The sequence below is a fragment of the Salinivibrio sp. AR640 genome (assembly GCF_001995405.1).
Lineage (GTDB): Bacteria > Pseudomonadota > Gammaproteobacteria > Enterobacterales > Vibrionaceae > Salinivibrio > Salinivibrio costicola.
On record NZ_MUFD01000019.1, the window covers coordinates 12,950 to 39,007 of the forward strand.

Here is a 26,058-nt window from a genome sequence, read left to right on the forward strand (position 1 = left end):
CGTGGTTTGAAGTTGTTCACCCTTGCCAGCGATAAAAAACCGTGGCTAACGGTGGCAAATTGAGCGTCAGTGATTGGGGTTGCTCATGTGCTGATATTTTATCCGTACTCACTACTTGGTAAACCGGATAGCCACTGCCCCAAAATGCCTCATCATCGGAGTTTAATACCAGTTGGTAGTCGCCACTCATCGGTACACCTAGGTGAAAACCATCACGTGGTACAGGCGTGAAATTACTCACCACCAGCACTCGCGAGCCATCATCGCCCAACCGCTCATGGGCCATGATACTGATATCTGCCGCATCTTTAACTCGCCATTCAAATCCTGTCGGATCGCAATCGAGTCGGTACAATGCTGGCGTCGACACATAAAGATCATTGAGGGCTTTCACCAGAGCCTGAACACCTTGGTGGCGTTCATACTGCAACCAGTGCCACTCAAGTTGACTATCGTGATCCCACTCTGCTGTTTGACCAATTTCCGCCCCCATAAAATTCAGTTTTTTTCCGGGTTGACCATACATATAGCTCAAATAGGCGCGTAAATTAGCCGTTTGTTGCCACTCATCGCCAGGCATTTTGCCCATCAGAGAGCCTTTACCATAGACCACTTCGTCATGCGATAGCGGTAACACATAGTTCTCACTAAACGCATAAACTAATGGGAAGGTCAGCGTATCGTGATGATAGCGTCGATGCACCGGTTCTTCACGAATATAAGTCAAGCTATCGTGCATCCAGCCCATATTCCATTTGAATCCGAACCCAAGCCCTCCCATATACGTGGGCGCAGACACGCCAGGAAATGTGGTGGACTCTTCAGCAATCGTCATCGCATTGGGAAAATAGTGATAAACCGACTCGTTCACCCATTTTAGTGTCGCAATCGCGTCGTAATTCTCGTTTCCACCGTCAGCGTTGGGGAGCCATTGGTCATGCTCACGCGAATAATCGAGATAGAGCATCGACGCGACGGCATCCACGCGTAGACCATCAATGTGAAATTGATCGAGCCAATACAGCGCATTATTAACTAGAAAACGGCGCACATGATCTTTACCCATATCGTAGAGATGGCAGTGCCAATCATTATGCCAACCGCGACGCGGATCAGGATCGTGATATAAAGGCGTACCATCAAAGTACGCAAGCCCATGATCATCGGTGGGAAAATGCCCCGGCACCCAATCAAGGATCACGCCAATCCCTGCCTGATGGCATTGGTCGACAAAATACTTAAAATCATCCGGCGATCCGTAGCGGCTGGTCGGTGCAAAAAGCCCTATGGGTTGATATCCCCACGACCCATAAAAAGGGTGCTCACTGACGGGCATTAGCTCCACATGGGTATAGCCCATATCAACCAGATACGGCACTAAGCGCGCAGCAAGGTTGCGATAACCCAGCATTTGGCCATTTTCATCATGTTGCCACGAGCCAAGATGTAACTCATAAAACGACAAGGCTTGTTGATGCTTTGCGGTTATGGGTCGTTGCTGCCACTGATGATCGTTCCATTGATAAACAGACTGATCATAAGTCAGTGACGCAAACGAGGGATAAGGCTCAGCGTACGCCCCGTAAGGATCGGCTTTATGGGGTAAACCCTGTCCGTCAGGACCGGTTAAGGCGTATTTATAGCGTTGGTGTGTGCCAAGGTTGGCAATAAACCCGACCCAAAAGCCATCTTCAATGGGCGTCATCAAGGCGGTATCAGCTTGCCATTGGTTCCAATCGCCAATCACGCTAACCGATTGCGCATGAGGGGCAAAGACAATAAAACGCACGCCTTCAATAGGCTCACCGTTAACCGGCAAGGTCATAGGATGCGCACCCATGAGCTGATGCGCATAGCGAGGATTGTGCAAGGCCGCGAGATCGATGTCGTAGTGATCGGGGTGCGTATAGTATGGTGTCATCGAGGAAGAGGAATGTGACACAGAAGGCTCCTTATAGAAAAACGCTCCATCCCATGTGTGTTGGCTAGCACTAAGGATAGAGCGTGGTCGCGTGGTGATCAGGCGATCAAACGGATAGATGACTCGCGTGTAAGCGTACCCGCGAAAGATCCTTCGCCAGTTGATTTAACTCTTCGCGGCTAAACAACGTATCTAGGTTCACAGAGAGTTTACGTCGCCAGTTAGGATACTCATCAACCGTACCAGGGATATTAACTGGCTTGTCCATTTCTAACCAATCTTCAAGCTGCACACTCAACAGCGCAGATTGGCCGGCTGCGACATGCAATTGTAGTGCGCGACACAAATAGCCATCCATCGGCACATAACGCGCATCTGCCCCTACACCTTCCGGCAACATGCCATGCCAACGAACACTGTCTAAGATCCCTTGTTTCGCTTTTAAGCGATCATCAAACAACTGCTGAAGCTGTGCTTCGTCCGGATACAAGCCCAGCTCTTGACCCATTTTTAAGTCATCACAATGCCAAAATCCCCGAATAGTTGGCATATCATGAGTGGAAAGTGTTGCCATCGCTTGCTCGGTATAATGGGCCGGTGAAATAAATCCACCATCTTCTTCTGACGTTTCAAAGAAGAACACTTTATAAGAATGCACACCCGCATCGCTCAGCAACGCACCAATTTCGTCAGGCACCGTGCCTAAATCTTCACCAATCACACTGCATTGATGACGGTGTGATTCAAGTGCCAAAATAGCAAGCATGTCTTTTACTGGGTAATATAAATACGCGCCTTCGCTGGCATTTTTGCCTTTCGGGATCCACCATAAACGCAACAGACCTAGCACATGGTCAATCCTTAATGCACCACAGTGACGCATATTGGCACGCAACAGTTCAATATAAGCATGATAACCCGAAGCTTGCAGCGCTTGTGGATCAAACGGTGGTAAGCCCCAATTTTGTCCTCGCGGCCCCAACATATCGGGTGGCGCGCCAACACTGGCGTCAAGCACGAGTGGCGAGTTATCTGACCATGTTTCACTTCCCGCATCTGAAACACCCACCGCCAAGTCGCGATATAAACCGAGCGCCATACCTTGTTCTTCGGCGATCGCTTGTGCCTCTTCGATTTGGATTTGAGCAATCCACTGTAAATACATATACAGCTGGATGTCATCATGGTGCTGTTCAATAAAGGCTTGCGTCGCCGCATTCTCATAACGACGGTACTTTTCTGGAAACACCGGCCAGCCCCACATATTCTCGTCGTCTGCGCGCAAGTATTGATGCAATGCATCAAAGGTCGCTTGCTGTTTTAAGCTGTCACCACCTTGCTCAATAAAGTCTAAGAAAGCGCGGCCACGATGCGTCTGTTGCAGCAACTCCCGCTGTTTAAACTCCTCAAACAGTAACGGCAATACCGCCATCTTCAATGCGGCAACTTCACTATAATCGACCCAATGGGTATCACGTACGGCCTGTAATCGACGTTGAAACGCGGCACTGCCCACCAGTTGCTGCGCTTTGGCGCTCAATGAAAACTCTCGCACCGCGCTGACATCGATATACAAAAGATTAAGCCAGCGACGCGATGACGGGCTATAAGGACTCGCGGCTTCAGGATTGGCAGGGAAAAGCGCATGAATGGGGTTCAGACCAACAAAATCTGCCCCGCGTGACGCCAATTCACTGACCAACTGTTTGAGATCGCCAAAATCACCGATGCCCCAATTATGTGGAGTGCGTAAGGTGTAGAGCTGAATACTCGGCCCCCACATTTTTTTGTGCGCATTCAGTTCAGGTTGTTTATAGCACTGAGAAGGCGCCATAATTAACGTCATCTGATAGGGAGATTTGCGGCGCTTTCGGTTTACAAAGAGACGGTGGTAGCCCCAAGGTAGCGCGCACGGTAAGCTAAAAACGAGCGGGCCACCCTCACTGCGTTCATCGCGAATAATTTGTGACTGAAGATAACCTTCAAAGCACTCGCCCTGTTCGGTTTCCAAACGCCAACTAAAATCACTGTCTCTGGCACTGGTGCCAAGGTAAAGCGCAATTTCAACCGGTTCGTTGTCTTGCACCACCTGTACGGGGGCAAGCACATCCGTTTTATGTTTTCTCTCCGCTGATGCCAACAACGCATCATCATGACGTGTGTCATAGCCAAGTGACGTTAATAAATCATGTAAGGTACTGTCTGGCACCGCCGCTTCTGTGCCCCAAGCACTGATATAACGGTCGGCAAGGTTCGCCATGTGTGCGACTGTCTTTAATGCAGATTCTTTCATCGCTTTCTCCGAGGGGTCTGCCCCCTTCTTTTATTGGGCAATATTGTTGTCATTATTATCAGGTGGCAAGGCGAATCCCTTGCCACCTATCAGGTTGTTAACCCGTTATATTGCAATTAGCAATTAGCGTTTGATCGCTTTTAGCTGCCAAATATTATTAACATAATCACGGATGGAACGGTCAGAGCTAAACTTACCAACCAGCGCGGTGTTAAGAATGGCTTTGCGTGCCCACTGCGACATGTCTCGATAATCACGATCAATGTCATTGTGTGCGCGGACATAATCAGCAAAGTCAGCCAAACATAAGTACGGGTCACCACTTGTCATCACGCTGTCAAAGACAGGGCGCAGCAAACCAGGCTGCCCTGGCGTGAAGGTTTCATCCAATAGGCTATCTAAAGCGGCTTTTAGAAGCGGTTGATTTTGGTACGCTGTTTCGGGTTGATAGCCTTTTTGGCGTAATTCGGTGACCCCATCAACATCTAAGCCGAAGATATAGATATTATCGTCACCCACTTCTTCACGGATCTCGACGTTAGCGCCATCCATGGTACCAATGGTCAAGGCACCGTTAAGGGCCATTTTCATATTACCCGTACCCGACGCTTCTTTACCGGCCATAGAAATCTGCTCAGACACATCGGCGGCTGGAATGATAATTTCTGCCATGCTTACGCGGTAGTCTGGAATAAACACCACTTTAAGCTTATCGCCAACGCGTGGATCGTTATTGATCGTTTCGGCCACCTTGTTGATAGCGAAAATGATCGATTTTGCCAGTTCATAACCTGGGGCTGCTTTGGCAGCAAAAAAGACCACTCGTGGCGCCATGTCAAAGTTTGGCTCGTTGAGCAAGCGCTGATAGAGCGAAATCACATGCAATAGATTCAAGTGCTGACGCTTATATTCGTGTAGACGCTTGATCTGAACATCGAAAATCGCATCGGTGTTAAGCGTGATATCGAGGTTGGATTTTACCCAGTCAGCAAGGCGCTGTTTATTGCGCTTCTTGACCGCCATAAAGGTTTTCTGAAAATCAGCGTCGTCAGCATATTGTGCAATCTGCTCGAGTTGCTCAAGCTGTGCTGGCCACTGCTCGCCAATTTTTTCACTGATCAAGTTTGATAAATCAGGATTACAGAATTTCAACCAACGACGCGGTGTAATGCCGTTTGTCACATTTTGAATGCGACCTGGATAAAGCGCATCAAACTCAGGGAATAAATCACGTTTAACCAACTGTGAGTGCAAGGCCGCGACACCGTTGACAGCATAAGAGCCAATCACACACAGATTCGCCATGCGCACCATGCGCTCACCTTGATCATCGATCACGGATAACACTTGCTGTTTGCGCACATCACCAGGCCACTTTTGCTCCACGTCTTGTAAGAAACGATAGTTGATCTCGAAAATGATCTCCATATGGCGAGGAAGAAGCTCTGCCATGAGCGATTCACTCCACGTTTCAAGCGCTTCAGGTAATAACGTATGATTCGTGTAAGCGAAGGTACGGCTAGCAATGGCCCACGCTTCATCCCAACCTAAGCGATAATCATCTAGCAACACACGCATCAGTTCCGGAATGGCGATCGTTGGGTGAGTATCGTTAAGCTGAATGGTTTCATACTCCGGCAACGCCGCCAGCGCATGGCCGGCTTCCAAGTGACGGCGAAGAATGTCACCCACTGAGGCGGCGCTATGGAAGTACTGCTGCATTAAACGCAGCGTCTTGCCCGAATCATGGTTATCGTTGGGGTAAAGGACTTTAGTCAGGTTACCCGCATCAATATCTGCTTGCTGCGCATGGGTGTACTCGCCCGCATTAAAAGCATCAAGCGCGAACGGTGTCAGTGCTCGACCTTCCCACAAACGCAATGGATAAACGGTGTTACTTTGGTAACCGACAATGGGTAAGTCCCAAGGCATTGCCTGGATTTTCAAGCTTGGCACCCATTGACGATAGGTATGCCCCGCTTCCTCAACAACCTCAACATGGCCATAGAAACCAATGGTTTGAGTCAGGTCCGGACGGACGACTTCCCAAGGGTAGCCTTCTGGCTCACGCCATGCATCAGGCGCTTCTTGCTGCGCCCCTTGATCGAAAGATTGGCGGAAAAGGCCATACTCGTAGTGTAAGCCATAGCCAACTGCTGGATATTGCTGTGCCGCAAGTGAATCCATAAAACAAGCAGCGAGACGCCCAAGCCCACCGTTGCCGAGTGACGGGTCACGCTCTTGCTCTAATAAGTCGGTAAGACCCAGGCCGAGTTCACCAACGGCCTCAGCAATCACATCGTATAAACCCATGCTAATCAGGTTGTTGCCCGTCAAACGGCCAATGAGAAATTCAAGAGATAAATAGTTAACGCTTTTTGCCTGTTTGATCGCTTGATCGTTTTCAGTCGCCACCAAGTCGCCTGTTGTGTGCTCAGCCAATGCACGCCCTAAGGCAAGGTACCAATCGCGTTGTTGAGCGGTTTCAGGTGCGTGACCTAGCTGGGTCAAGTGTTGGACCATGCTGATTTTAAACGCACTTTTATCAAAGGCATGTTGCTGTTTTGGGGTCATGTCATAACTCTCAATAATGGAATGAAACCTTGATGGCTATTCATCCTGCCCAACTCGAGAGTAACAAACATCCTCCCACTCACAGTGACGGAAAGGAGGAGATAGCAGGGCGTAGAGAGCTGTGTCACACACCAACAGTGAGCCGCCTCTCATCAATCCTAGCATCCACATACAAGCCAGTGATCAACATCACGTTATGGGACAAAAAGCATTCGAAAAGCAGCATGAAAAGTAAGAAATCACTTTTGTTATTTTTGTGCGCCAGCGCAAATTCTATATTTTCCAGGACACATAAATGTACAAAGCTATTTTAAAGGATAGCGAAAACAAAAAACTATTGTGATATAAATCACAAATATAGGGCGTAGATGCACCATTCTAGAGCAATCAACACAAGAGTGGAGAGAGATCATAGTTTGCTATCTAGGAGTCGCATAGACTCCAAGGAGGATAAAGCAGTGTCGCGCTGAGGGGCCGGCACCGTATTTGAGGTTAAGGACAGTGTGTTATGTGGATCCCATCAAAACTTACTCGACCAGGTCGGCTTTATAACGCCATATTGCGCCCTCGGGTGCTCGATATGCTACAACAAGCGCCTCACTATAAATTAGTGATGTTCCGCTCCCCCGCCGGCTATGGCAAAACAACCATGGCCGCACAATGGCTGGCTGATCAGTCCCATGTTGGCTGGTTTAGTATTGATGACAGTGACAATGATAGCTTCCGCTTTATTAACTACTTGTTACAAGCCCTGCATCAAGCCACGCAAGAAGGCTGCGCAAACACCATTAAGCTTGCTGAGAAGCGCCAATTCTCATCGCTTCGTGCACTTTTATCCGATGTGTTTGCCGAGTTAGCGAATTTTCATGCCACCAGCTATCTGGTATTGGATGATTATCAGCTTATTGATAACGAAGAAATCCATGAAGCCATGCGTTTTTTCATCAAGCACATGCCGGATAACCTCACTTTGGTCGTCACTTCACGAGCCAACCCGCCATTGGGCACCGCGAACTTGCGTGTTCGTGACTTAATGATCGAAATCGGGAACGAATTACTCGCCTTTGATAACGAAGAGACCACCCGCTTTTTTAATCAACGCGTGGCCGATGGGGTCGATGAGTCAACCGCCAATGCCTTGTGTACCTACGTTGAAGGTTGGCCGTCAGCATTGCAACTGATTGCGATTCAAGCACAGCACCAAAAGCGTACGCTCATGCAAAGCGCGGCCTCGTGTGCCAGCTTTAACCATGCCCACCTTTGGGACTATTTAGCGGAAGAAGTGTTTGATTTACTTGATACTGAAACCCGTCAGTTCCTGATGAAAGTGTCGGTATTGGAAATGTTCAACGATGAATTAGTCTATGCCTTAACGGAGCGCGGCGACGCGTTGGGGATGCTGGAGTCTCTGAACCGCTACGGTTTATTTATTTATCCACTCGAAGGCGACAACAACTGGTTCCGTTTTCACCATTTATTTGCTGAATTTCTCGCCCATGAGCGCCAGGCTCGGATCCCACAGCAGCAACAAACACTGCATCGGCAAGCGGCCTTAGCTTGGCTCAAGCTTGAATCGCCACATCAAGCACTGCGCCACGCACGTTATGGCGAGGATGATGCCCTGTTGGCAGATATTCTGAATCAATATGGTTGGCGGATGTTTAACCGTGGGGAGCTGTCGACCCTCGAAGCGGCTATCAGCAAGCTAAATAACGAGTACTTGTACCAGTATCCGAGTTTAAGCCTACTTCGAGCTTGGCTTGCACAAAGCCAGCATCGCTATCATGAAGTGGGTGAGCTATTAGCAAGTGCAGAAAAAGCCTATCAAGCTCGCGAAATACCGCTCGACATTGATTATCAAGGCAATGCCAATGCGCTACTTGCACAGGTGGCAATTAATGCTAACGACCCAGAGCGGGCCATGCGCCTGGCTGAAAAAGCACTTGAGCAACTAGATAGCGCGAATTACCGTGGCCGTATTGTCGCGACATCTGTCGTTGGCGAGGTGAACCATGTGCTCGGCGAGCTCGATCGTGCCTTATCGATGATGCAACAAACCGAAAAACTCGCTCGCCAGCACCAAGTGTATCACCAGGCACTTTGGGCAATTTTACAACAAAGTGAAATTCTCCTGGCACAAGGCTATGTGCAAGCGGCATTTGAACTGCTCGACAGTGCCGATCAACTCATTGAAGATCAGCAATTACACCAAGTTCCTTTACATGAATTTGCTTTACGCCTTCGCGCACAAATTCTTTGGTGTTGGAACCGTTTAGACGAAGCCGAAGCCTGTGCCTACAAGGGGCTCCAAGTGCTAGAGAATCAGCCCCCGAGCATGCATTTACACAGTTATTCCATGCTCGCCCGCGTCGCTGTTAGCCGCGGTGAACTCGACAAAGCTGCCAAGCACATTGAGCATATTGAGCATCTATTACGTGAGTCGGTTTATCATGTCGATTGGACCGCTAACGCGTCTTTATCGTTGTTACTCTATTGGCAAGCCAAACACGAACTTCCTCATACGGAGGAGTGGCTGCATCAAGCCGTTCGCCCCGCGTCGGCCTGTAATCACTTTAGCCAGCTTCAATGGCGTAATATCGCCCGGGCGCACCTCCATCTAGGTCAGTATGATCAGGCTCGCCAAGCCATTGATTTTCTCCGTCGCGAGGCGAACCAAGCCAATCTCGTGACAGATAAGAACAGAAATCTTATCGTGGAAGCGGTGCTCGCCAGTAAAGAGCATGAAACCGAGTATGCGAAAACGCAGCTTCAAGAAGCGCTTATACTCACCAATCAGACGGGTATGATGGGTAACTTTTTAATTGAGGGTGACGCTATCTCATCGCTGTTGCATGCATTGATCGAACAACAAGCGCTTGGCGCGTTAGAACGTCATCGTGCACAACAGTTACTGAAAGAAATCGCCAGCCATCAACGCTCTCGCTCAACCCACTTTGATGAAGCCTTTGTCGAAAAACTGGTGAAGCATCCAAACGTTCCTGAGTTAGTACGAACCAGCTCATTGACCCAGCGGGAGTGGCAGGTGCTGGGCTTGATTTATTCAGGATTCAGTAACGAGCAAATTGCTCATGAACTGGATGTCGCCGGGACAACCATTAAAACCCACATCCGTAACCTTTATCAAAAACTCAACATTGCCAATCGCAAAGAAGCGGTCGTCACCGCCGAAAACCTCTTGCAACTGATGGGCAATTAACCTCGCACCACTACGCCCTCAGAGGTTTCTGGGGGCATTCTATGCGCTCTATTGTATAATTTTCATTCACCCCAAAAACTAAAAAAACAGCACCAGAAGATATGAAGTTGTTTAGTTTTCGATTTTGTGTGACCAAAACCAACCTTTTTTTAAAAAATATTGATTGGAGTCTCATTTCTTGTTTTAATCACTTTCGTTAATTAGCCCGGCATTTAGTTTAAGTTGGCATAAGCTTTGTCTAGAAAAAGAATTCATATTGTGCTTTGCACGCTAGCATTGGCCGTCGTAACAGTATGTTTCAATAGCCATGCATCATCACAAGTCGAAGTAAAAAAAAGTTCCATAATGAAGGCTTCATCATCCTCTGTTTGGCTAGGACTACTTCATTACAATAATAAAGAGTCAAGCGAAATAATGTCATCTGATTTTTTCATTCATGACCAAGGATCAATTATCCCTAGTTCTGAGATGTCTGCAACGGTTAATGCCTTCTTTAACAGCCCAAAACAACAGTGTCGATTTCCTGCTCGAAAAATATTTATTGAAAAAGAACTGGAAATAAACTTTCCTCATGTAAACTGTGAAAAATTTAACGCTTATAAAAATGGGCTTGAGGCAAAAAGCATCAGCCTTGTTTATGCGTCTGGTTATCTTGGCAATCCAGCATCAATGTATGGCCACTTACTTCTGAAAATAAACAAAGAAAATCAACATGACTTGCTAGACAACACGTTTAGTTATGGTGCACGTGTTCCAGATAGCGACAACAAATTAGAATACATATTAAAAGGTATCTTTGGCGGCTACCAAGGCTTTTACTCCAATCAAAAATATCATCACCAAAGTCTAACCTATAATGAGTCAGAGCTGCGTGATCTTTGGGAGTATCGATTAAACGTAAGTGACGAATCGATAGATTTTATCATAGCTCACCTTTGGGAAATGCAAGAAGTTGGGATGACTTATTACTTTTTCCGCGAAAACTGTGCCTATCAACTAGCTCAACTAATCGGAATGGAGAGCAATCTTAATTTAAACCGCTTAAAAAAACCTTGGGTTATGCCTTATGATATTATTAAGAATGCAAAAAAAACAGGCCTCATAGAAAAAACCTTTTATCATGAATCGAGACAGGAAGCGCTTTATAACAAGTACGATCAATTGATAGCAGACGAAAAAATCATCGTTCACGATATAATCGAGAATGGAGACACTAAACGTTTAGATTACCTCTCTGAAAAATCAGCTAAACGAGTTATAGAAACGCTTTACGATTATTACTCATACATTTCGAATAAGAATGACGGGCTAACACCTAACCAGAAAAAAATAAGACAGTCATTGATTCATAAACGCTTTATACTAAAATCAGGCGCCAGTAAGTGGCAAGACAGAGCTCCAACGTCACCAGAAGGTGCAACACCCAGCACCTTACTGCAATTAGCTGTTTTTAACAATAATAAATTAGGATCAGGTCAAGAAATAAGATTTAGAGCCAGCTACTATGACTGGTTGAATATTAATTCGGCGCGAATACCTTTTTCATCACTTGAGTCTGGTGATATTCGCTTTCGATACTACAACCAGGAAAAAAGCTGGAGATTGGAACAGCTTTCTCTTTTTGATATAAAGAGTTTAAATGCATCCGAAACAGGTCTGCCAGAAGATAATGAATATGCCTGGCGTCTTGCAATGGGATACGGTAGTGTCGAAAATAGTTGTCAATCTTGTATGACTGGTTACCTCGAAGGCTTTTGGGGTGAAAGTAAAAGAATTACCACTAATTCAGCAGCGTATGTTGCCCTTGGGGCAAACGTTCAAGAATATAGTGAGAGCAATTCATGGTTCTCGCTAGGGCCTGAGGTTGGCTGGATATGGAATCCATCTAGCACTTGGGCATCGTCGCTAACTTTGGCTCACCATCGCTTTATTGATGATATTGACACACATATTCATCATATAAAATTTGACGCGCGCTACAGTATTAACCAGTCATGGGATGTTAGAAGCGCTTACTCTTTTGATGGTGACTCAGAGTATTCACTTAAACTTTCTTACTATTGGTAGATAAAATGAAAAAGTTAATGATTTCTGCTGTTGCAGCTGCAACTCTTTTTGCTGGTAATGTTTCTGCACAACAAGAAACAATTAACCCTTGGAAACACTGTGGTATTGGTGCAATGATTTTTGACAATAACGGAGCTGCTGCTGCTATTTCTAATATTATCTGGGATCTAGGTACAACGGCGGTATCGTCAAAGATCTCATCAGAAGATAGCTGTAATGGTAAACGTGTGGAGGCTGCAATGTTTATCCAAGACAACTTCAACAACGTAATGGAAGAAACTAGCCAAGGAACCGGTGAGCATTTAAACGCCATGCTAGACATCCTTGAAGTAAGCCCAGATAAACAAAGCCAGGTTATTACTCAAGTTCGTAGTGAATTATCAGAAAAAAATGATATTCAGCCCGAACAGTATTACAACACTGTAATTGCTAATATTTAAGCACTTCACTCCTCAATAATCTTATTGCTCTGCTGAGCTGCATGAACAATGAGATTTCCACTACGCCCTCAGAGGTTTCTGGGGGCGTAGTTATTATTCCGCCTCAGCCTACACTTTGTGATACCTTATTGAATTATCAAATAATTTTCTCATCGATGTACTGAGTTATAGCGCGATCACAGTTGGTGCAATTCACTTCTCAGTAAGCTTGACCTCCCTACAAAACATTAAAGGTCAACCTGATGAATTATCCGTTAAAAAAACATCCTCTTGCACTACCTTTTACGATTGCCTCGGCGATTGTATTAACAGGCTGTCAATTGAATGACGATAACCCTGATGTCGATACCAACGTCGATACCAGCCCAACCCCCAGCGTTCGTGATGCGGGCACCAGCGATGCCAGTGTGCTATTTGCTGACGCCGATACCCTGCTCACTCATCAAACCCACGCCACCTCGCTGACCTTGTATTACTCCGCCGATGGCACGATGCGCTATAACCCAGACACGCAGCAGGTGGAAAACGCCACCGCGAGTGTCGAATCTACCCTTGCCACCCGCGATAATTGGCAGGCATCGTTTCCCCATTTGCAAGGTAACGTCAAAGGGTTCGATTTTGACTTTGTTAGCGCCGATATCGCGCTGAAGCAATGGCTTAAAGGACAGCTTCTCGCTATCGCGAAAGACGGTGATACCGTATTAACCGCAACCGATGTGCAACCGGCCCGCGCGCTCGATGCCTTGTACGCAGAACACGCCGAAAAACTTAACTTTGGTGCCATTCCTGACGCTGGACACACTGAGTTTCGTCTCTGGGCTCCTACCGCACAGCAAGTGTCACTCGTGCCTTATCAAGCTGCGAGCGAAGAAGGCGCGCCAAAACAGCGCCAAACGCCCATTAAAATGGATTTCGACGCCGAGTCGGGAAGCTGGCATGTCGCCACCAGTGCGCTAACCCACGGCGACTATTACCGTTATCAACTGTCGGTCTATCACCCTGCCACACACCGTGTCGAGCGTCTCGAAGTCACGGATCCTTACTCACATAGCTTGTCGACCAACTCAAGCTATTCACAGGTGGTCGATCTGAATGCATCAGCGCTTAAACCCAGTGGTTGGGATACGCTGAGTGCGCCTCACTCGCAGCAAAATCCCGCCAACAGCGTGATTTATGAGGCGCACGTGCGTGATTTTTCCGCGCTCGATCAATCTACTCCCCAAAAACTGCGCGGTAAGTACCTTGCTTTTACACAAAACACCACTGAGCCGGTCAAACACGTAACCGCGCTTGCGCAATCTGGAGTCACTCACTTACACCTGCTCCCCGTGTTTGACATTGCCTCCATCAACGAGGACGCGGCACAGCGTATCGATGTCACCGACCGCTTCTCCGCGCTATGTGACAAAGCACCCTCGCTAAAAGATACCCCGAGGCTGGCCAGTGAGTGCGACAACAATCAAACCATCCAAGCGGCATTAACGGATTTAGCCGCCCAAGACAGTGCTGATACCCCCTATGTGCAAACGGTAATGGCGGCGATGCGTCAATACGACAGCTTTAACTGGGGTTACGATCCTTTCCATTACACCGTGCCCGAAGGCAGTTATGCGACCGAGCCTGAAGGCACCGCGCGTATCCTCGAGTTTCGTAAAATGATCATGGCCATCAAACAAAATATCGGCATGAATGTGGTGATGGATGTGGTCTACAATCACACCCACCAAGCAGGCTTAGGGTCCTATTCTGTGCTAGATAAAGTCGTGCCTTGGTATTATCAGCGCCTTAACCCCGTTACTGGGGACGTTGAGCAATCCACTTGCTGCTCAAACACCGCACCTGAGCATCGTATGTTTGCCAAACTGATCGATGACTCGGTTGCCACTTGGGTGAAAGACTACAAAATCGATGCCTTCCGTTGGGATTTGATGGGGCATCACCCATTAGCGCAGATTGAGCATACGCTAGACGTTGCCCGCGATATCAACCCAGATGTGTATTTCTATGGTGAAGGTTGGAACTTCGGTGAAGTCGCCAACGAACGCCAGTTTGTCCAAGCCACCCAAGCAAACCTGGCAGGCACAGGTATTGGCTCATTTTCTGACCGACTTCGGGATGCAGTTCGTGGCGGCGGTCCGTTCGATGGTGGCGAGTCTCTGCGCAAAAACCAAGGTTTTGGTAATGGTCAATGGGTCACCCCTAATGATTTACAACAGCAAAACAGCGGGGAAAGAGCCAGTGCCCTGCATAATGCCGATCTAGTTCGTTTAGGTATGGCGGGTAACTTAAAAGATTTTCAGTTACAAATTGCCAATGGTGATGTCGTGCGCGGTGACGAGGTCGATTACAACGGTCAACCGGCTGGCTACGCGCAAGATGCTTGGGAGGTTCAAAACTATGTCTCCAAGCACGACAACCAAACCTTGTGGGATAACCATCAATACAAATTCCCTTACGCGATGCCGCTTGCGACACGCGTCCGCGCCCAAGCCGTGTCACTCTCCACTGCACTACTGGGACAAGGGGTGCCTTTTATTCACATGGGCAGCGAGCTGCTTCGTTCAAAATCCATGCAGCGTGACTCGTACGACTCGGGCGATTGGTATAACCGCGTCGACTTTACCCGACAAACCACGCAGTGGGATCAAGGGCTACCGCGTGAAGATAAAGACGGCTACAACTGGCCGATGATTGAAACCGTGATTGCCAACCACAACAGCGAGGCCAAACCAACACCACAGGCAATCAGCAACATGGACAGCTACTTTAATGAGCTGGTGGCACTACGTATGTCATCAGGGCTGTTCCACTTAGGCCAAGGCAGTGTGATCAACCAACGTGTCAGCTTTCACAACACCGGCGTCTCACAAAAGCCGGGGCTAATTGTGATGCAAATTGATAACAGTGGCAGTCTGCACGACAGCACAATTGATGCAACGCGTGACGGGATTATCGTCGCGATCAATGCCTCAGGCGCGGCGGTCAATGACTTTGATGACATCAACGCCACCGGCTATCAGCTTCACAGCTTACAAGCCAATGCGAGCAACGGCTCGATAGCGTATAACCAACAGGCCGCTCAAGTGACCAACGGCAAACTCACCGTACCCGCTTGGTCCGTCGCCGTGTTCGAGAAACCTCATCAACCTTAACCCTCATTGGGGGAGTATTGCTCCCCCTTTTTAATCAGCTCTATCCCGCGCGATTCATCTCGGTATAATGCAGCCCTTAGCTTTTTATCGATGAATGGCATTATGGTCAAAAATCTGGTCTCAACCTATCTGAAAGGGATAGCAATGGGCGCCGCTGACGTCGTTCCTGGCGTATCTGGCGGCACCATCGCGTTTATTACTGGCATCTATACACTATTGCTGGAAAGTATTCGGCGTATTACCCCGAGCTTGTTCTCGCTTTGGCGGCGCAAGGGCTTAAAGGCCGTATGGCAACACATCAACGGCACCTTTTTGTGTGTGTTATTAGCCGGAATTTTAAGCAGTATCGCAGGTTTAGCGAAGGGCATTAGTTGGATGCTGGCCAACCATCCCATCCCTCTGTGGTCGTTTTTCTTTGGTCTTATCATTGCGTCAGCACTGCATATCGCCAAACAGCTCCCCGCCCCTAAAATCACGCTAAGAACGGTACTCGCCGCGCTTATCGGTATCGGCTTTGCGTATTGGATCACCGTCGCTAATCCGTTGCAATTGACAGCCAGCCCTCTCACCGTCTTTTTATCCGGCGCCATTGCCATATGCGCCATGATTCTACCTGGGATCTCGGGCAGCTTTATACTGTTACTGCTCGGCATGTATAGCCCGATTCTAGACGCGGTACATCAAGGCCAATGGGATATGCTCGGCTTACTCGCCTTGGGTGCCATCGTCGGCTTATTGAGTTTTTCTCATTTACTGTCCTGGTTATTAGAGCGTTTTTATGCAGTAACACTCGCCTTCCTTACCGGTTTAATGTTAGGCACATTGGGTAAAATTTGGCCTTGGAAACATACTCTTACCTGGCGGACTAACTCATCGGGTGAACAAGTCCCTTTGATGCAAGATAACCTTCTACCGGGCGCGTACGAGGCAATCGTGGGACATCCGGCACAAGTTGGCCTCGCGGTGATTGCCATGATTACGGGCTTTGTGCTGGTATTGCTGTTGGAGCGCTTCTCGCCTAAACAGGACTAAACCATGAATGTTTCATCCTCACGCATGCCCGTGAGTCGCCGTTTATTGATCCCCGCCAGTATCATTATGCTGGTGGCGCTTGCGTTTTTTACGCCAACTTGGCTAACCACTTTTGTTGAAAGTGAAAACAGCCCGGCATCCGCATCAACACACTCATCCGTGCTAACAGATGCGTGCGTGCTCAATCAGCAGACTTGCCAGTATAAAGGCTACCAAGCATCACTCGCTGAGCCGACGGTGCGCCCTATGAATGCAAATAGACTGACGGTCATCAGCCCTGAACCACTCGCGCGAGATACCTTACTGGTCAAGCTCAAAGGCGTGGAGATGAACATGGGTGAGTACCGGCTTGCGCTCAAAAAAACTGATGAGCAAACCTACCAAGGAGAATTAATGTTGCCCGTCTGCACAGAAGATAGCATGACATGGGTAGGCACGATTACGCTTGATAACGAAGCAAAAAACCATTTCCCCATTAAAGTACGCATGGAGCGATAATGAGTAAAAAAGCTTGGCTAGTCGCCATTATTGCCGTTTGTGTTGGCTTAGGCGCACGCGCCCTTTATGACAATTACCAACAAACACAACAACAAGCGCAAGCTGGCGCGTTGCAGTCCGATGGGCAGCCTTTCAACCTATATAATGTTGACGATCCCCGACCAAGGATTGTTTATTTCGGCTACACCCATTGCCCTGATGTATGTCCAACATCACTTGCGGTTTTGTCGGCGGCATTAAAGTCGCTGCCAGAGTCGACGCAAAAGGCGGTATCGCCTGTATTTATCACGCTGGATCCAAAACGTGATACCAGCGAAAAAGCCGCCGAGTACGCGCATTTTTTCCATCCTCTAATCACAGGCGTCAGCGGCTCCAAGGCGCAAATTGATCAACTTGCGAAACGCTATGGTGTGTTGTATCGCATTACCGAGCTGGAAGACTCTGCCATGGACTACGCCGTTGACCATAGCTCTTTTTTCTACTTTCTCTCGCCTGATGGCGAGCTTTTGGAAAAAATCCCACACACCTTAAACCCCGACATGCTGGTCGCCGCCGTTCAACGGGTAACTGATAACAATAAGGAATAACAATGAAATTTCTCAAGCCTTTTATTGCCGCTATTGCTTTTATACTGGCTCCCCTAGCGCATGCGCATGGCGAATTTTTTCTTCATGATGCTTATGCGCGCGCGAGTGCTCCTGGTGCGCCCAACAGTGCGGCCTTTATGGTGTTGGATAACCAAAGTAAGGTGCTAAAACGAGTGGTGAGCGCCAGCACACCAGCCGCCAAACGGGTTGAACTGCATGAACACGCCATGGTGGATGGCATGATGGAAATGCGTCAAATCGCGCAAATTTTAGTGCCGAAGGGCGAGCAAGTTATTCTAAAGCCGGGGGGCTTGCATGTGATGCTCTTTGACTTGGTAAAACCTTTAGAGGTTGGGGAACATATTTCACTGACATTAACCACCGCTGATGGCCACACGCTAACCAAGCAAATTCCGGTAAAAACCGTCATGGCTGGCATGAAACATCACAGCGGTAGCGAATAAGAGGCAGTAACGGCGGCCGTAAGGTTGTACAAAAAACAGCCAAAAAAGGCGAAAGCGGTCATCTCGTGTTAACTACGTCAAGGTATGATAGCTAAGTGAAGGGTTGGCAAGCAAAATCTCTTGTTAGCGTCTAAGGTTAGGTGTGGTCACGTCTAAGCGTGATACTTCTAACGTTATGACGATTTTAAACAACAGTCGAGGTTATCTATGAAAATCCGTCCAATGGCTCTAGCTGCGGTCGTATCAAGTGTTTTATTGATGGGCTGTACCAATACCACCGCATTACAACAAAGCGTCAATGATTTATCAGCAAAGGTCGACGCGCTCTCCAATGACGTTTCAATGATGAAAAATGACGTTAGTGAGACGAAAAACACATCAGGCATGGCCTATGATGAAGCCAAACGTGCGAATAAGCGCATTGATAATATGGCGCAGTCATACACAAAATAAACTTTTAACAACGCTTACTCATCGTTGAAATAAATAGACGCTAAATCGGTAAGCTATCTTAATAAACGGCGCACGATGCGCCGTTTGTTATTTTTTGACTCCCGGGCGATTAACTGACGGGACGAACGTATCTGCTTGAGACGTTGATTGTTGTTCTATCTGTCGCCAGATTTCCTGTTGTGCTGACGTGAGAGAAGCTACCTCAATCGGGAGCCCCTCTTGTACCACTAAAGCCGCTCGGTAACGCTGTGTTGACAGGCCAAAGTGCTTAAATAAAGATAAAATCCTTGGATCCGGTACTCGGGTGATGCGTTTATCCGCCTCATCAGGCGTATCAGAGAGCGGGCGATGCGCCTCAACCATTACACGTCCATCAGGCTCAAGACTCACTTTGGTCGGTGTATCAATAATACGCACAGGCGTACGAACATCCACGGCATCAAATAACCAAGCAATGTCATTCGGCCGCAAGCGAATACAGCCTGCACTGACCCGTAAGCCAATCCCAAACGATTTATTGGTCCCGTGGATTAAATACTCACCATGCCCATAACCCAAGCGTAACGCATGTTTACCCAGGGGGTTATCAGGGCCGGCGGGTACCACATCGGGCAAGCTGATTCCGCGCGTTTGTCGGTATTCATCTTTAATGCTCTGAGGCGGGGTCCATGTCGGATTTTTTCGCTTTTGACTAATGAAGGTATCCATTTTTGGCGTATCTCGCCCAATCCGTCCAATACCAATGGGAAAGATATGAACACGCCGACGGATGTTTTTTTCTGTCGATGAAAGAGGCTCTCCGGTTTCGGTAACCGGGGCATCCTGCGCGGGAAAGTAATAAAGGCGAAGCTCAGCCAAGTTAATCACAATCCCTTCATGGGGCGGTTTCGGCAATAAGTACTGCTGAGGTAAACGTATCAAGGCGCCCGCTTCAGGTAAGTAGGGATCCACACCTGGGTTCAGCGCCAATAGCGCTAAAAAACCGACATTATACTGTTTGGCAATGGCTTCAAGGTGTTCGCCCTCTTCAACCTGATGTGTTTCAAGGGATCCGACTAACCGACTTCCGTCCGTGGGTAACAGGTAACTTGCAGCCTGTCCAGTGGGTATATAAAGTATCCATAGCAGCAACCCTACCCGTGTCGAGAGCCGAATCATTGGCCCACGCATCGATAGGCAGTGACTAAAAATAAACACGCGCCCCAGCTGCTCCTTGATATTCACGCTTGGTTTTCCTCTCAATACCGATGACACCCGTCTATCTATCAATAACTTCAAACCCCTGTTTCTCACCAACCTAACACCAAATAGGCTCGCAACAAAAAGCAAATTCTTGCCGGACCTAGGTGCTGCGAGCCGGTCGTTAGCCGCTGGCGTAAAATGGTATACGATGAGAAAGTGCGCACAAAGTAGCGTTTCTCGCTGATTTTTTGGGTGATTTAAGTGATATACTGCATACTTTGAACAGGGCGATTTGGCCACAAACGCTGTGTCGATATTTTGGTAGGAGTAAAACGTTTTTGTTAGATGATCTGGTCTCGCTGGCACTGCGCCAGTTTCAGCAAGATTGTGTCAAACTGTGCGAACATCACTATCCGACAGTTCACAATCGAGGCATGCGCGATACGCATATGGGTAAAGCGTTAGCGCGTCGTTTGATGCGTGTGCTTGAAGCGCATGATAGACCGGCACAGTTTCATCTTCTCGACGACACTCGCCCTCATAGCCAGACCGTGTACAAACTCCAGTTAGATGACAGCGCGATTTATATCCTTGCGCACCGCTTACTCAGTGGCAATAATGCCTGTCGAGACGCGTTAGTTCGTGATGTAGCTTGGCTACTCAACAACGGTATCACTGACCCTTCTGAGCCTGGACGCGTGATCATTGTGAGCGATCACTGGATTGACCGGACGAACGCGAGTAAAGCCGTTCCCTCATGGTGGTTAGGCCACCAGCCCATTCATGCCGATGCCTATCGAGCGCAAGGTATTCGCCTCGTATCTGCAACCACTAGCCTCTCAGATGCCATTTCTCCCCTCGGATTAACCGAAGGACGCTATCGTATCTTTCATCCTCTATTTCGGATAAAAGACAGCCTACCACTGCACAAATACTTGCTCATGACAGCGACTTTTTCGCTTGGCCTCGAAGAGCACACGACGGTTTAACCGGGCTTGTGCCATATCGATTTAAAGTCAAACCATCCGACGGCATTAGACGCGACATCTTGTAAATCTGGCGTCGCCATGACTCCCATCCAAATATGGAATAACGGGATCATCTGGTGTTCAACCAGGCAACGCGCCAAGGTTTCAGCACAATGATCATCTTGTGTTTCACGCCAACGTCGTGTTTCCGTCTCTATCTTGGTAACAAGCGCATCCGTACAGGCATGTAACACCAAATCATGCGTACCAAGCCAGTTGAATAACCCAACCTGTCCGCGCTCACCGAAGCTCATCGCGCCCAACCAAATATCAATTTTGCGACTGTAACGACCACTAAAATATTCCGCCGGAGATAGCGCTAAAACATTCACCGTGATGCCCTCTTCAGATAAATGTTTGGTTATGGCTTGCGCTATCAACGGGTATAAGGGGTGGTCTGATAAATACGCGACTGTCAAAGAGGTCCGGCCCGGCGCGGTCAGCTCACGCTCCGCTTGCACATAATGCATCCAGCCTGGCATTAATCCATACGCGTTGAATAATCGATACTCCCCCATGCCGTGCGCGGCTAAGCGTGGTAGCAGTTGCAGCGATGACAACTTGGCGTGTAAGTAATCTCGCCACACTGGCTGTTTGGCGAGCCCATCGCGACAATTAAGCAACAGATATCCGGCCCCCTGATCCATTTCGAGTTTTTGACTCAACGTCGTCTGATGACTTGCCAGTCGCTCGGGTGTGAGCGTGGTACTTGGTGTGAGATAACACATGGCTGCTTCGTCGAATACCATAATTTGGATCTCATCGGTCAGTGCGCGATAGCCAAAGTAATCGTCAAATGCTTCCAGCACCAAACGATGCGCTTGCCGTTCAGCCACGCGATACGGGCCTGTCCCCACAGGCTGATAGGCAAATTGCTTATCATGATCACAATCAGCAGGGAGAATTAAAGCTTCAGGGAGGGTGAGCGCATGATCGAAAAGAGGATCCGGGCAAGAGAGGTGAATATCAATCATTCTTGGCCCAGGTGATGTCACACTTGCCACATGGGCGAAAAAGCGCCGAGTCGCGAGGTTGGAAAGACTAGCAATGACATCATGCTCCGTCATCAAGCGCCCATCATGGAACCGGACACCCGGTCGTAAGTAAAAGCGCCATTGGCTTGCGGATATGGCATCCCAATGATGCGCTAAATCGGCAACGACAATGCGATCATTGCCCCGATAGCGCACTAGGCCGTTAAATATTTGTCCCACCAAGTGCTGTTCTGAGCGGCGCAGTGGTCCACGTGGATCAAGTTCTTCTAATTGACGGTAATAAGGCAAACGCACAATTTGACGGCCATTTTGCGTGCTCGGCCCCATTTGCTTTTGAATCAAGGTGACCAGCTTGGTGGAATCGTGATCCAAGCAGGCTAAAGCCTGATCGATTTTACCTTGTGTAAGCCATTGCGCCGCCTGCTCTTCGCGCAATGCCGATTCACTGCGTAAAAAGGTTAAACGTGACAACTTGCCTCGCCCAACAGAGGGTTGCCATGTTAACCAACCATGCTCCTCTAACTTACTCAAGACCATCCGAGCATTGCGCCGCGTGCACACGAGGATGTCGGCGATCGCTTGTAACGCTGTATCTGTATCTTCGCCGTTAAAGTGGTGATAAAGGCGGGTAAATTGTGCACGCAGTCGCTGACCAGACATAAAAGAGGAACTCAATCATCGCAATAAATGGGATTTCTATTTCCTATTTTACGCAACTCAGCACATGACGTCTGCTCATATTTAAATCACTCACACTTAAGCTGTGATCTCTAGCAGGCTATATTGGCGGGCATTGGCGAGGGGCGGTTTGTTCTAGACGCCGACTCGGTTATGATACGTTTCCTTTGTAGGCAATGAAAAGGGTGTTTATGAACGCGCCGGCAATTATTTCCCATTTTGATATCAAACAACGTTGGATGGCTTGTCATGTCAAACAAGCTCAGTTTCCAACCAAAGAAAGCCTCACTGGCTATGATATCTATCACGCCGCCACTCAGTCACCTGAACCCTTCGTTATGCCTGCGGCCCCAGCCACTCATCCATTAACGCTTTACTGGGTTGATAGCCATCCACTAATGATCCAATACGCCAAGCTTCAAGCCAAACAGTGGCCAGAATCAGATCATGCAAACATGCTGGCATACTTCGCACAATTAGCGCTTCAAGATGGCGTAGAAGTCGCTGAGGCCGGCGTTTCTTTATGCATTGGCACCCAAAATGGTGAAACCTGCGCCGCCGCCATGCGGGTCGACACTCAAGAAAACGGCCAGCCGATAAGCGGTATTTATGATCTGATTGCACCCACTGACGACGCCCGCGCACAACTTCTACGCGCAATGATGGAGGCGACTGACGACAACCACCAATGGGTGATTGCGCGTTAAGCAATCATGACACATTGAGCGTTACTTTCGTCGCGATTGTACCTACTTGCGTCAATGACTCGACGTTTTGATTGATGCTCATCTTGGCGCTTTATCATGGCGAATCAAAGGCTTAACGACGTTGTCTAAGCCTTCGACCTTGAGTGCCAAGCACAATTGCATCAAGTCACCGAGCTCGCCGTCGGGGAATTCCGCTTTGTTTTGAAACCACAGCAAGTATTCTTCAGGCAGATCAATCAATACACGGCCGGCGTATTTGCCAAACGGCATGGGCATGTTGGCCAATTTAATCAGTTGCGCTTTGTCCATGAAGGGGTCCTACCCGATTACGCTGTGGCTTGCTGGGTGCTATCACGTTGCTGAGCAATCATCTCAAGGAGCATGGTTTCTCGTACCAACGATTGGCCCGCTTTGTCGCTGTTTGCCATCACCGCTTTGTTATGCGCAATCGCGTGATCCAAACGTACCCATACCGGGCGCATCCCATTATGTCGCTCATAATGTTCAAATGTCGGCGTTCCAAGCTCACGATCCACCTGGCAATAAAAACAGTAAGAGAGCATGTGCATCACATCGGCGCCGTCGCGATGCCAAGGACGATATTCCTCAAAACAGCCAAACGGTTCAATATCCCGGATACCTCGAGCACCCGTCTCTTCTTGCAGTTCGCGGATCATGCCTTGCTCTTGGGTTTCCCCTTGGTCAATTCCGCCACCGGGTAACGAATAATCATCATAGCGTGCGGTATACATCAGTAAGATCTCATCACCCTGCAAAACAATCGCGCGTGCTGCATCACGCTTGATAACGGTTTTACTCTCTAGCGGTAGCACCCGCTCATCTGTATGTTTGGCAATAATCTGCATAAAACGCTCAGAAAGATAGATATTAAGCGCGAGAGTATATCACACATAGCGCATCACAGAGCTACTGGTCTTGTCCGCACAGAAACTTAATTTTCTCCGCATTTAAATAGCGTGGGTACGCCCTTTGAGCAATACTGTTTCCGATATTCATATCGGGATGATGATGCAGGAAGGGCAATCTAGGATGTTGCAAAAAATTAGTATACAGCAGCTAACCCTTGGCATGTATGTTGAACACATCGAAACTGAACACTCCCGCACACGCATGGCAAAGCCTGGCTATGTGCGTCGACCTGAAACGATTGAAAAGCTGCGTCAAAGTGGGGTGCAGCATATTTGGGTTGATGCGGACCAACTGTTAAACTTGGATGAGATCCACTACAAAGGCCCTTTGGTCAGAGGGAAGTATGCCGCGACAGGCGCGGATATGGATAAAGCCCGAGAATTAATCGATGCCTCAAAACAACAGCTTTGTCGGTTATTAAAAGATATCTACGCCAATAAGCCTATCGATATGACGCCTATCGAGGATTTAGGGCTCAGTATTGTTGATAATATTTTTGAACGACAGCACGCTGTTGCCTGGATCAGTGGTATTCGAGATAAAAGTGCCTACTTGATGGAGCACTCGCTTAACGTCGCGTTTTTGCTGGTTAATTTTGGTAAGCATTTAGGATTCGAACACCATACTTTACAAGAGTTGGCTGTGGGTGGAATTGTGCACGATATTGGTAAAGTATTAGTTGCCGATGAGGTTTTGAATAAGCCTGGCAAACTGACCGCTGAAGAATTCGATCACATGAAGCTCCATCAGGTCTTTTCTCAACCGGTGTTAGACAGTATTCCCGATTTATCGCAAACCGCACGTGATGTCAGTTTGATGCATCATGAAAAGCTTGATGGCAATGGCTACCCTAACGGATTACAAGGTGAAGAAATACATACGATTGGCCGCATGAGTGGCATTGTCGATATCTATGATGCGCTCACCGCCGATCGTTGCTATAAGCGAGCCATGTCACCGTCAGAAGCGTTTAAAATCATGATGGGACTGACTCCGTTTCATTTGGATCCCACTTTGTTGCGTGCGTTTATTCAGTGTATTGGCTTTTATCCGATTGGTTCGTTAGTGGAACTTGTCGATGGGCGTATTGGTTTAGTGTGGCAAGAGAACCTTGATGACATCACGCGTCCAGTTGTGAAAACCTTCTACTCCGTGCGCAGTAACCATTTTCGCGAGGTGGAGTATATCGACTTGGGTAGGCGCCACGATCTGCGCATCGCACGCGCTACCAGTGAAGGGGCACTAGATATCTGTGTCGACGCATTTCGTTAATCCTGTGACGTCGCAGGCGCTTTTGCGTATACTGCCCCGCCTCAGTGACCATTTTGGCCAAAGGTTGTTTTGGCCAAAGGCTGTGTTTCACCAAAGACTGTGGCTTTGCTAAATAAACGATAGAGAGAAAACAATGAGAGTATGCGCGGTTGATCTAAAAGGCAACGAAGCCAACCTGGTATTGCTAGATAGCGAGAATGACCTTTTTTCGGTACCTGATTGTCGAGCAAAGAAAATCAATGTGCCATCACCCGAATCACAAGAAAGCATTCAACATTTCCACCGCACCATGAGCAAGCTGGTCGAAGACTATCAAGTAGAAACGATTGTGATCCGCGAGCGTCAAACTAAAGGTAAATTCGCCGGAAGCAGTGCGGGCTTTAAAATGGAAGCGGTCTTGCAGCTTATCGATGGGGTTGAAGCAAAAGTGCTGCCTAATAACATCATGAAGCAAACACTCAAACGCCACCCGATCGATGTCAATCTAAAAGAATTGGGCTTAAAGCAGTTTCAAGAGCATGCGTTTTTAACAGCCTGCGCCTATTGCAATCAAGATAAGAAATAATCA

At 48.1% G+C, this 26,058-nt stretch carries 20 protein-coding genes; 13 read left to right on the top strand and 7 right to left on the bottom strand.

What is annotated here, in order from left to right; genetic code table 11:
• Positions 1–16: 16 nt before the first annotated feature.
• The 3 genes from glgB to BZG75_RS10460 all read right to left on the bottom strand — a co-directional run bounded on the left by glgB (position 17) and on the right by BZG75_RS10460 (position 6,788).
• Positions 17–2,086 (bottom strand): 1,4-alpha-glucan branching protein GlgB, encoded by a 2,070-nt coding sequence (glgB, locus tag BZG75_RS10450; RefSeq protein ID WP_443216195.1) that lies wholly within the window; start codon positions 2,084–2,086, stop codon positions 17–19.
• Positions 2,028–4,214: a 4-alpha-glucanotransferase gene (malQ, locus tag BZG75_RS10455; RefSeq protein WP_077576908.1), complete on the bottom strand. Its 2,187-nt coding sequence runs from the start codon at positions 4,212–4,214 to the stop codon at positions 2,028–2,030. The genes glgB and malQ overlap by 59 nt, the downstream gene beginning before the upstream one ends.
• A 123-nt stretch (positions 4,215–4,337) precedes the next feature.
• Positions 4,338–6,788, bottom strand: a complete 2,451-nt coding sequence (locus tag BZG75_RS10460) for a glycogen/starch/alpha-glucan phosphorylase (protein WP_077576909.1) — start codon at positions 6,786–6,788, stop codon at positions 4,338–4,340.
• Between the two features lie 508 nt (positions 6,789–7,296).
• Here BZG75_RS10460 and malT point away from each other — a divergent pair.
• The 9 genes from malT to BZG75_RS10505 all read left to right on the top strand — a co-directional run bounded on the left by malT (position 7,297) and on the right by BZG75_RS10505 (position 18,698).
• Complete coding sequence (malT, locus tag BZG75_RS10465) at positions 7,297–10,005, top strand: HTH-type transcriptional regulator MalT (RefSeq protein ID WP_077576910.1); 2,709 nt, start codon at positions 7,297–7,299, stop codon at positions 10,003–10,005.
• Positions 10,006–10,350: 345 nt separating this feature from the next.
• Positions 10,351–12,072, top strand: coding sequence for an Lnb N-terminal periplasmic domain-containing protein (locus tag BZG75_RS10470; protein ID WP_077576911.1), 1,722 nt, complete (start codon positions 10,351–10,353; stop codon positions 12,070–12,072).
• A gap of 5 nt (positions 12,073–12,077) precedes the next feature.
• Positions 12,078–12,512, top strand: coding sequence for a DUF3015 family protein (locus tag BZG75_RS10475; RefSeq protein WP_077576912.1), 435 nt, complete (start codon positions 12,078–12,080; stop codon positions 12,510–12,512).
• Between the two features lie 242 nt (positions 12,513–12,754).
• Entirely contained in the window at positions 12,755–15,664 is a 2,910-nt protein-coding gene (pulA, locus tag BZG75_RS10480; RefSeq protein WP_077576913.1) for a pullulanase-type alpha-1,6-glucosidase, read from the top strand.
• Between the two features lie 102 nt (positions 15,665–15,766).
• Positions 15,767–16,696 carry a DUF368 domain-containing protein gene (locus tag BZG75_RS10485; protein WP_033379293.1) on the top strand — a complete coding sequence of 310 codons (930 nt, stop codon included), beginning with the start codon at positions 15,767–15,769 and terminating at the stop codon, positions 16,694–16,696.
• Between the two features lie 3 nt (positions 16,697–16,699).
• Positions 16,700–17,194: a hypothetical protein gene (locus BZG75_RS10490; protein WP_077461356.1), complete on the top strand. Its 495-nt coding sequence runs from the start codon at positions 16,700–16,702 to the stop codon at positions 17,192–17,194.
• Entirely contained in the window at positions 17,194–17,781 is a 588-nt protein-coding gene (locus BZG75_RS10495; protein ID WP_077576914.1) for an SCO family protein, read from the top strand. Before BZG75_RS10490 ends, BZG75_RS10495 begins: the two co-directional genes overlap by 1 nt.
• A gap of 2 nt (positions 17,782–17,783) precedes the next feature.
• Positions 17,784–18,245 (top strand): copper chaperone PCu(A)C, encoded by a 462-nt coding sequence (locus BZG75_RS10500; RefSeq protein WP_077461358.1) that lies wholly within the window; start codon positions 17,784–17,786, stop codon positions 18,243–18,245.
• Between the two features lie 207 nt (positions 18,246–18,452).
• Positions 18,453–18,698, top strand: coding sequence for an Lpp/OprI family alanine-zipper lipoprotein (locus tag BZG75_RS10505; protein WP_021023886.1), 246 nt, complete (start codon positions 18,453–18,455; stop codon positions 18,696–18,698).
• A gap of 87 nt (positions 18,699–18,785) precedes the next feature.
• Here the strand turns inward: BZG75_RS10505 and BZG75_RS10510 are convergent, their stop codons facing one another.
• Positions 18,786–19,856 carry a L,D-transpeptidase family protein gene (locus tag BZG75_RS10510; RefSeq protein ID WP_077576941.1) on the bottom strand — a complete coding sequence of 357 codons (1,071 nt, stop codon included), beginning with the start codon at positions 19,854–19,856 and terminating at the stop codon, positions 18,786–18,788.
• A gap of 362 nt (positions 19,857–20,218) precedes the next feature.
• Between BZG75_RS10510 and BZG75_RS10515 the strand changes: the two genes are divergently transcribed.
• Positions 20,219–20,869: a hypothetical protein gene (locus BZG75_RS10515; protein ID WP_077461359.1), complete on the top strand. Its 651-nt coding sequence runs from the start codon at positions 20,219–20,221 to the stop codon at positions 20,867–20,869.
• Here the strand turns inward: BZG75_RS10515 and BZG75_RS10520 are convergent.
• Complete coding sequence (locus tag BZG75_RS10520; RefSeq protein WP_077576915.1) at positions 20,866–22,563, bottom strand: SgrR family transcriptional regulator; 1,698 nt, start codon at positions 22,561–22,563, stop codon at positions 20,866–20,868. The genes BZG75_RS10515 and BZG75_RS10520 overlap by 4 nt on opposite strands.
• Before the next feature lie 209 nt (positions 22,564–22,772).
• Between BZG75_RS10520 and BZG75_RS10525 the strand changes: the two genes are divergently transcribed.
• Positions 22,773–23,288 carry a hypothetical protein gene (locus BZG75_RS10525; protein WP_077576916.1) on the top strand — a complete coding sequence of 172 codons (516 nt, stop codon included), beginning with the start codon at positions 22,773–22,775 and terminating at the stop codon, positions 23,286–23,288.
• Between the two features lie 78 nt (positions 23,289–23,366).
• Here the strand turns inward: BZG75_RS10525 and BZG75_RS10530 are convergent, their stop codons facing one another.
• Together BZG75_RS10530 and BZG75_RS10535 are read right to left on the bottom strand one after the other, a co-directional pair.
• Entirely contained in the window at positions 23,367–23,597 is a 231-nt protein-coding gene (locus BZG75_RS10530) for a DUF3820 family protein (RefSeq protein WP_077576917.1), read from the bottom strand.
• Positions 23,598–23,614: 17 nt separating this feature from the next.
• Positions 23,615–24,154, bottom strand: a complete 540-nt coding sequence (locus BZG75_RS10535; RefSeq protein ID WP_077461362.1) for an NUDIX hydrolase — start codon at positions 24,152–24,154, stop codon at positions 23,615–23,617.
• A 124-nt stretch (positions 24,155–24,278) separates the two neighbouring features.
• On the opposite strand from BZG75_RS10535, the gene BZG75_RS10540 reads away from it, so the two are divergent.
• A complete protein-coding gene (locus BZG75_RS10540; protein WP_241827387.1) occupies positions 24,279–25,490 on the top strand; it encodes an HD-GYP domain-containing protein in 1,212 nt (403 codons plus the stop codon).
• Between the two features lie 133 nt (positions 25,491–25,623).
• Entirely contained in the window at positions 25,624–26,055 is a 432-nt protein-coding gene (locus BZG75_RS10545) for a DUF3010 family protein (RefSeq protein ID WP_077576919.1), read from the top strand.
• Positions 26,056–26,058 lie beyond the last annotated feature (3 nt).

What these genes read in the sequence shown, in the direction of transcription:
- BZG75_RS10475 (WP_077576912.1), top strand. Translation starts at nt 12,078, where the DNA reads ATGAAAAAGTTAATGATTTCTGCTGTTGCAGCTGCAACTCTTTTTGCT.
- pulA (WP_077576913.1), top strand. Translation starts at nt 12,755, where the DNA reads ATGAATTATCCGTTAAAAAAACATCCTCTTGCACTACCTTTTACGATT.
- BZG75_RS10495 (WP_077576914.1), top strand. Translation starts at nt 17,194, where the DNA reads ATGAGTAAAAAAGCTTGGCTAGTCGCCATTATTGCCGTTTGTGTTGGC.
- BZG75_RS10535 (WP_077461362.1), bottom strand. Translation starts at nt 24,154, where the DNA reads ATGCAGATTATTGCCAAACATACAGATGAGCGGGTGCTACCGCTAGAG.
- BZG75_RS10470 (WP_077576911.1), top strand. Translation starts at nt 10,351, where the DNA reads ATGAAGGCTTCATCATCCTCTGTTTGGCTAGGACTACTTCATTACAAT.
- BZG75_RS10490 (WP_077461356.1), top strand. Translation starts at nt 16,700, where the DNA reads ATGAATGTTTCATCCTCACGCATGCCCGTGAGTCGCCGTTTATTGATC.
- malT (WP_077576910.1), top strand. Translation starts at nt 7,297, where the DNA reads ATGTGGATCCCATCAAAACTTACTCGACCAGGTCGGCTTTATAACGCC.
- BZG75_RS10545 (WP_077576919.1), top strand. Translation starts at nt 25,624, where the DNA reads ATGAGAGTATGCGCGGTTGATCTAAAAGGCAACGAAGCCAACCTGGTA.
- BZG75_RS10525 (WP_077576916.1), top strand. Translation starts at nt 22,773, where the DNA reads ATGAACGCGCCGGCAATTATTTCCCATTTTGATATCAAACAACGTTGG.
- BZG75_RS10530 (WP_077576917.1), bottom strand. Translation starts at nt 23,597, where the DNA reads ATGGACAAAGCGCAACTGATTAAATTGGCCAACATGCCCATGCCGTTT.
- BZG75_RS10510 (WP_077576941.1), bottom strand. Translation starts at nt 19,856, where the DNA reads ATGATTCGGCTCTCGACACGGGTAGGGTTGCTGCTATGGATACTTTAT.
- BZG75_RS10500 (WP_077461358.1), top strand. Translation starts at nt 17,784, where the DNA reads ATGAAATTTCTCAAGCCTTTTATTGCCGCTATTGCTTTTATACTGGCT.
- BZG75_RS10505 (WP_021023886.1), top strand. Translation starts at nt 18,453, where the DNA reads ATGAAAATCCGTCCAATGGCTCTAGCTGCGGTCGTATCAAGTGTTTTA.
- BZG75_RS10460 (WP_077576909.1), bottom strand. Translation starts at nt 6,788, where the DNA reads ATGACCCCAAAACAGCAACATGCCTTTGATAAAAGTGCGTTTAAAATC.
- BZG75_RS10520 (WP_077576915.1), bottom strand. Translation starts at nt 22,563, where the DNA reads ATGTCTGGTCAGCGACTGCGTGCACAATTTACCCGCCTTTATCACCAC.
- BZG75_RS10485 (WP_033379293.1), top strand. Translation starts at nt 15,767, where the DNA reads ATGGTCAAAAATCTGGTCTCAACCTATCTGAAAGGGATAGCAATGGGC.
- malQ (WP_077576908.1), bottom strand. Translation starts at nt 4,214, where the DNA reads ATGAAAGAATCTGCATTAAAGACAGTCGCACACATGGCGAACCTTGCC.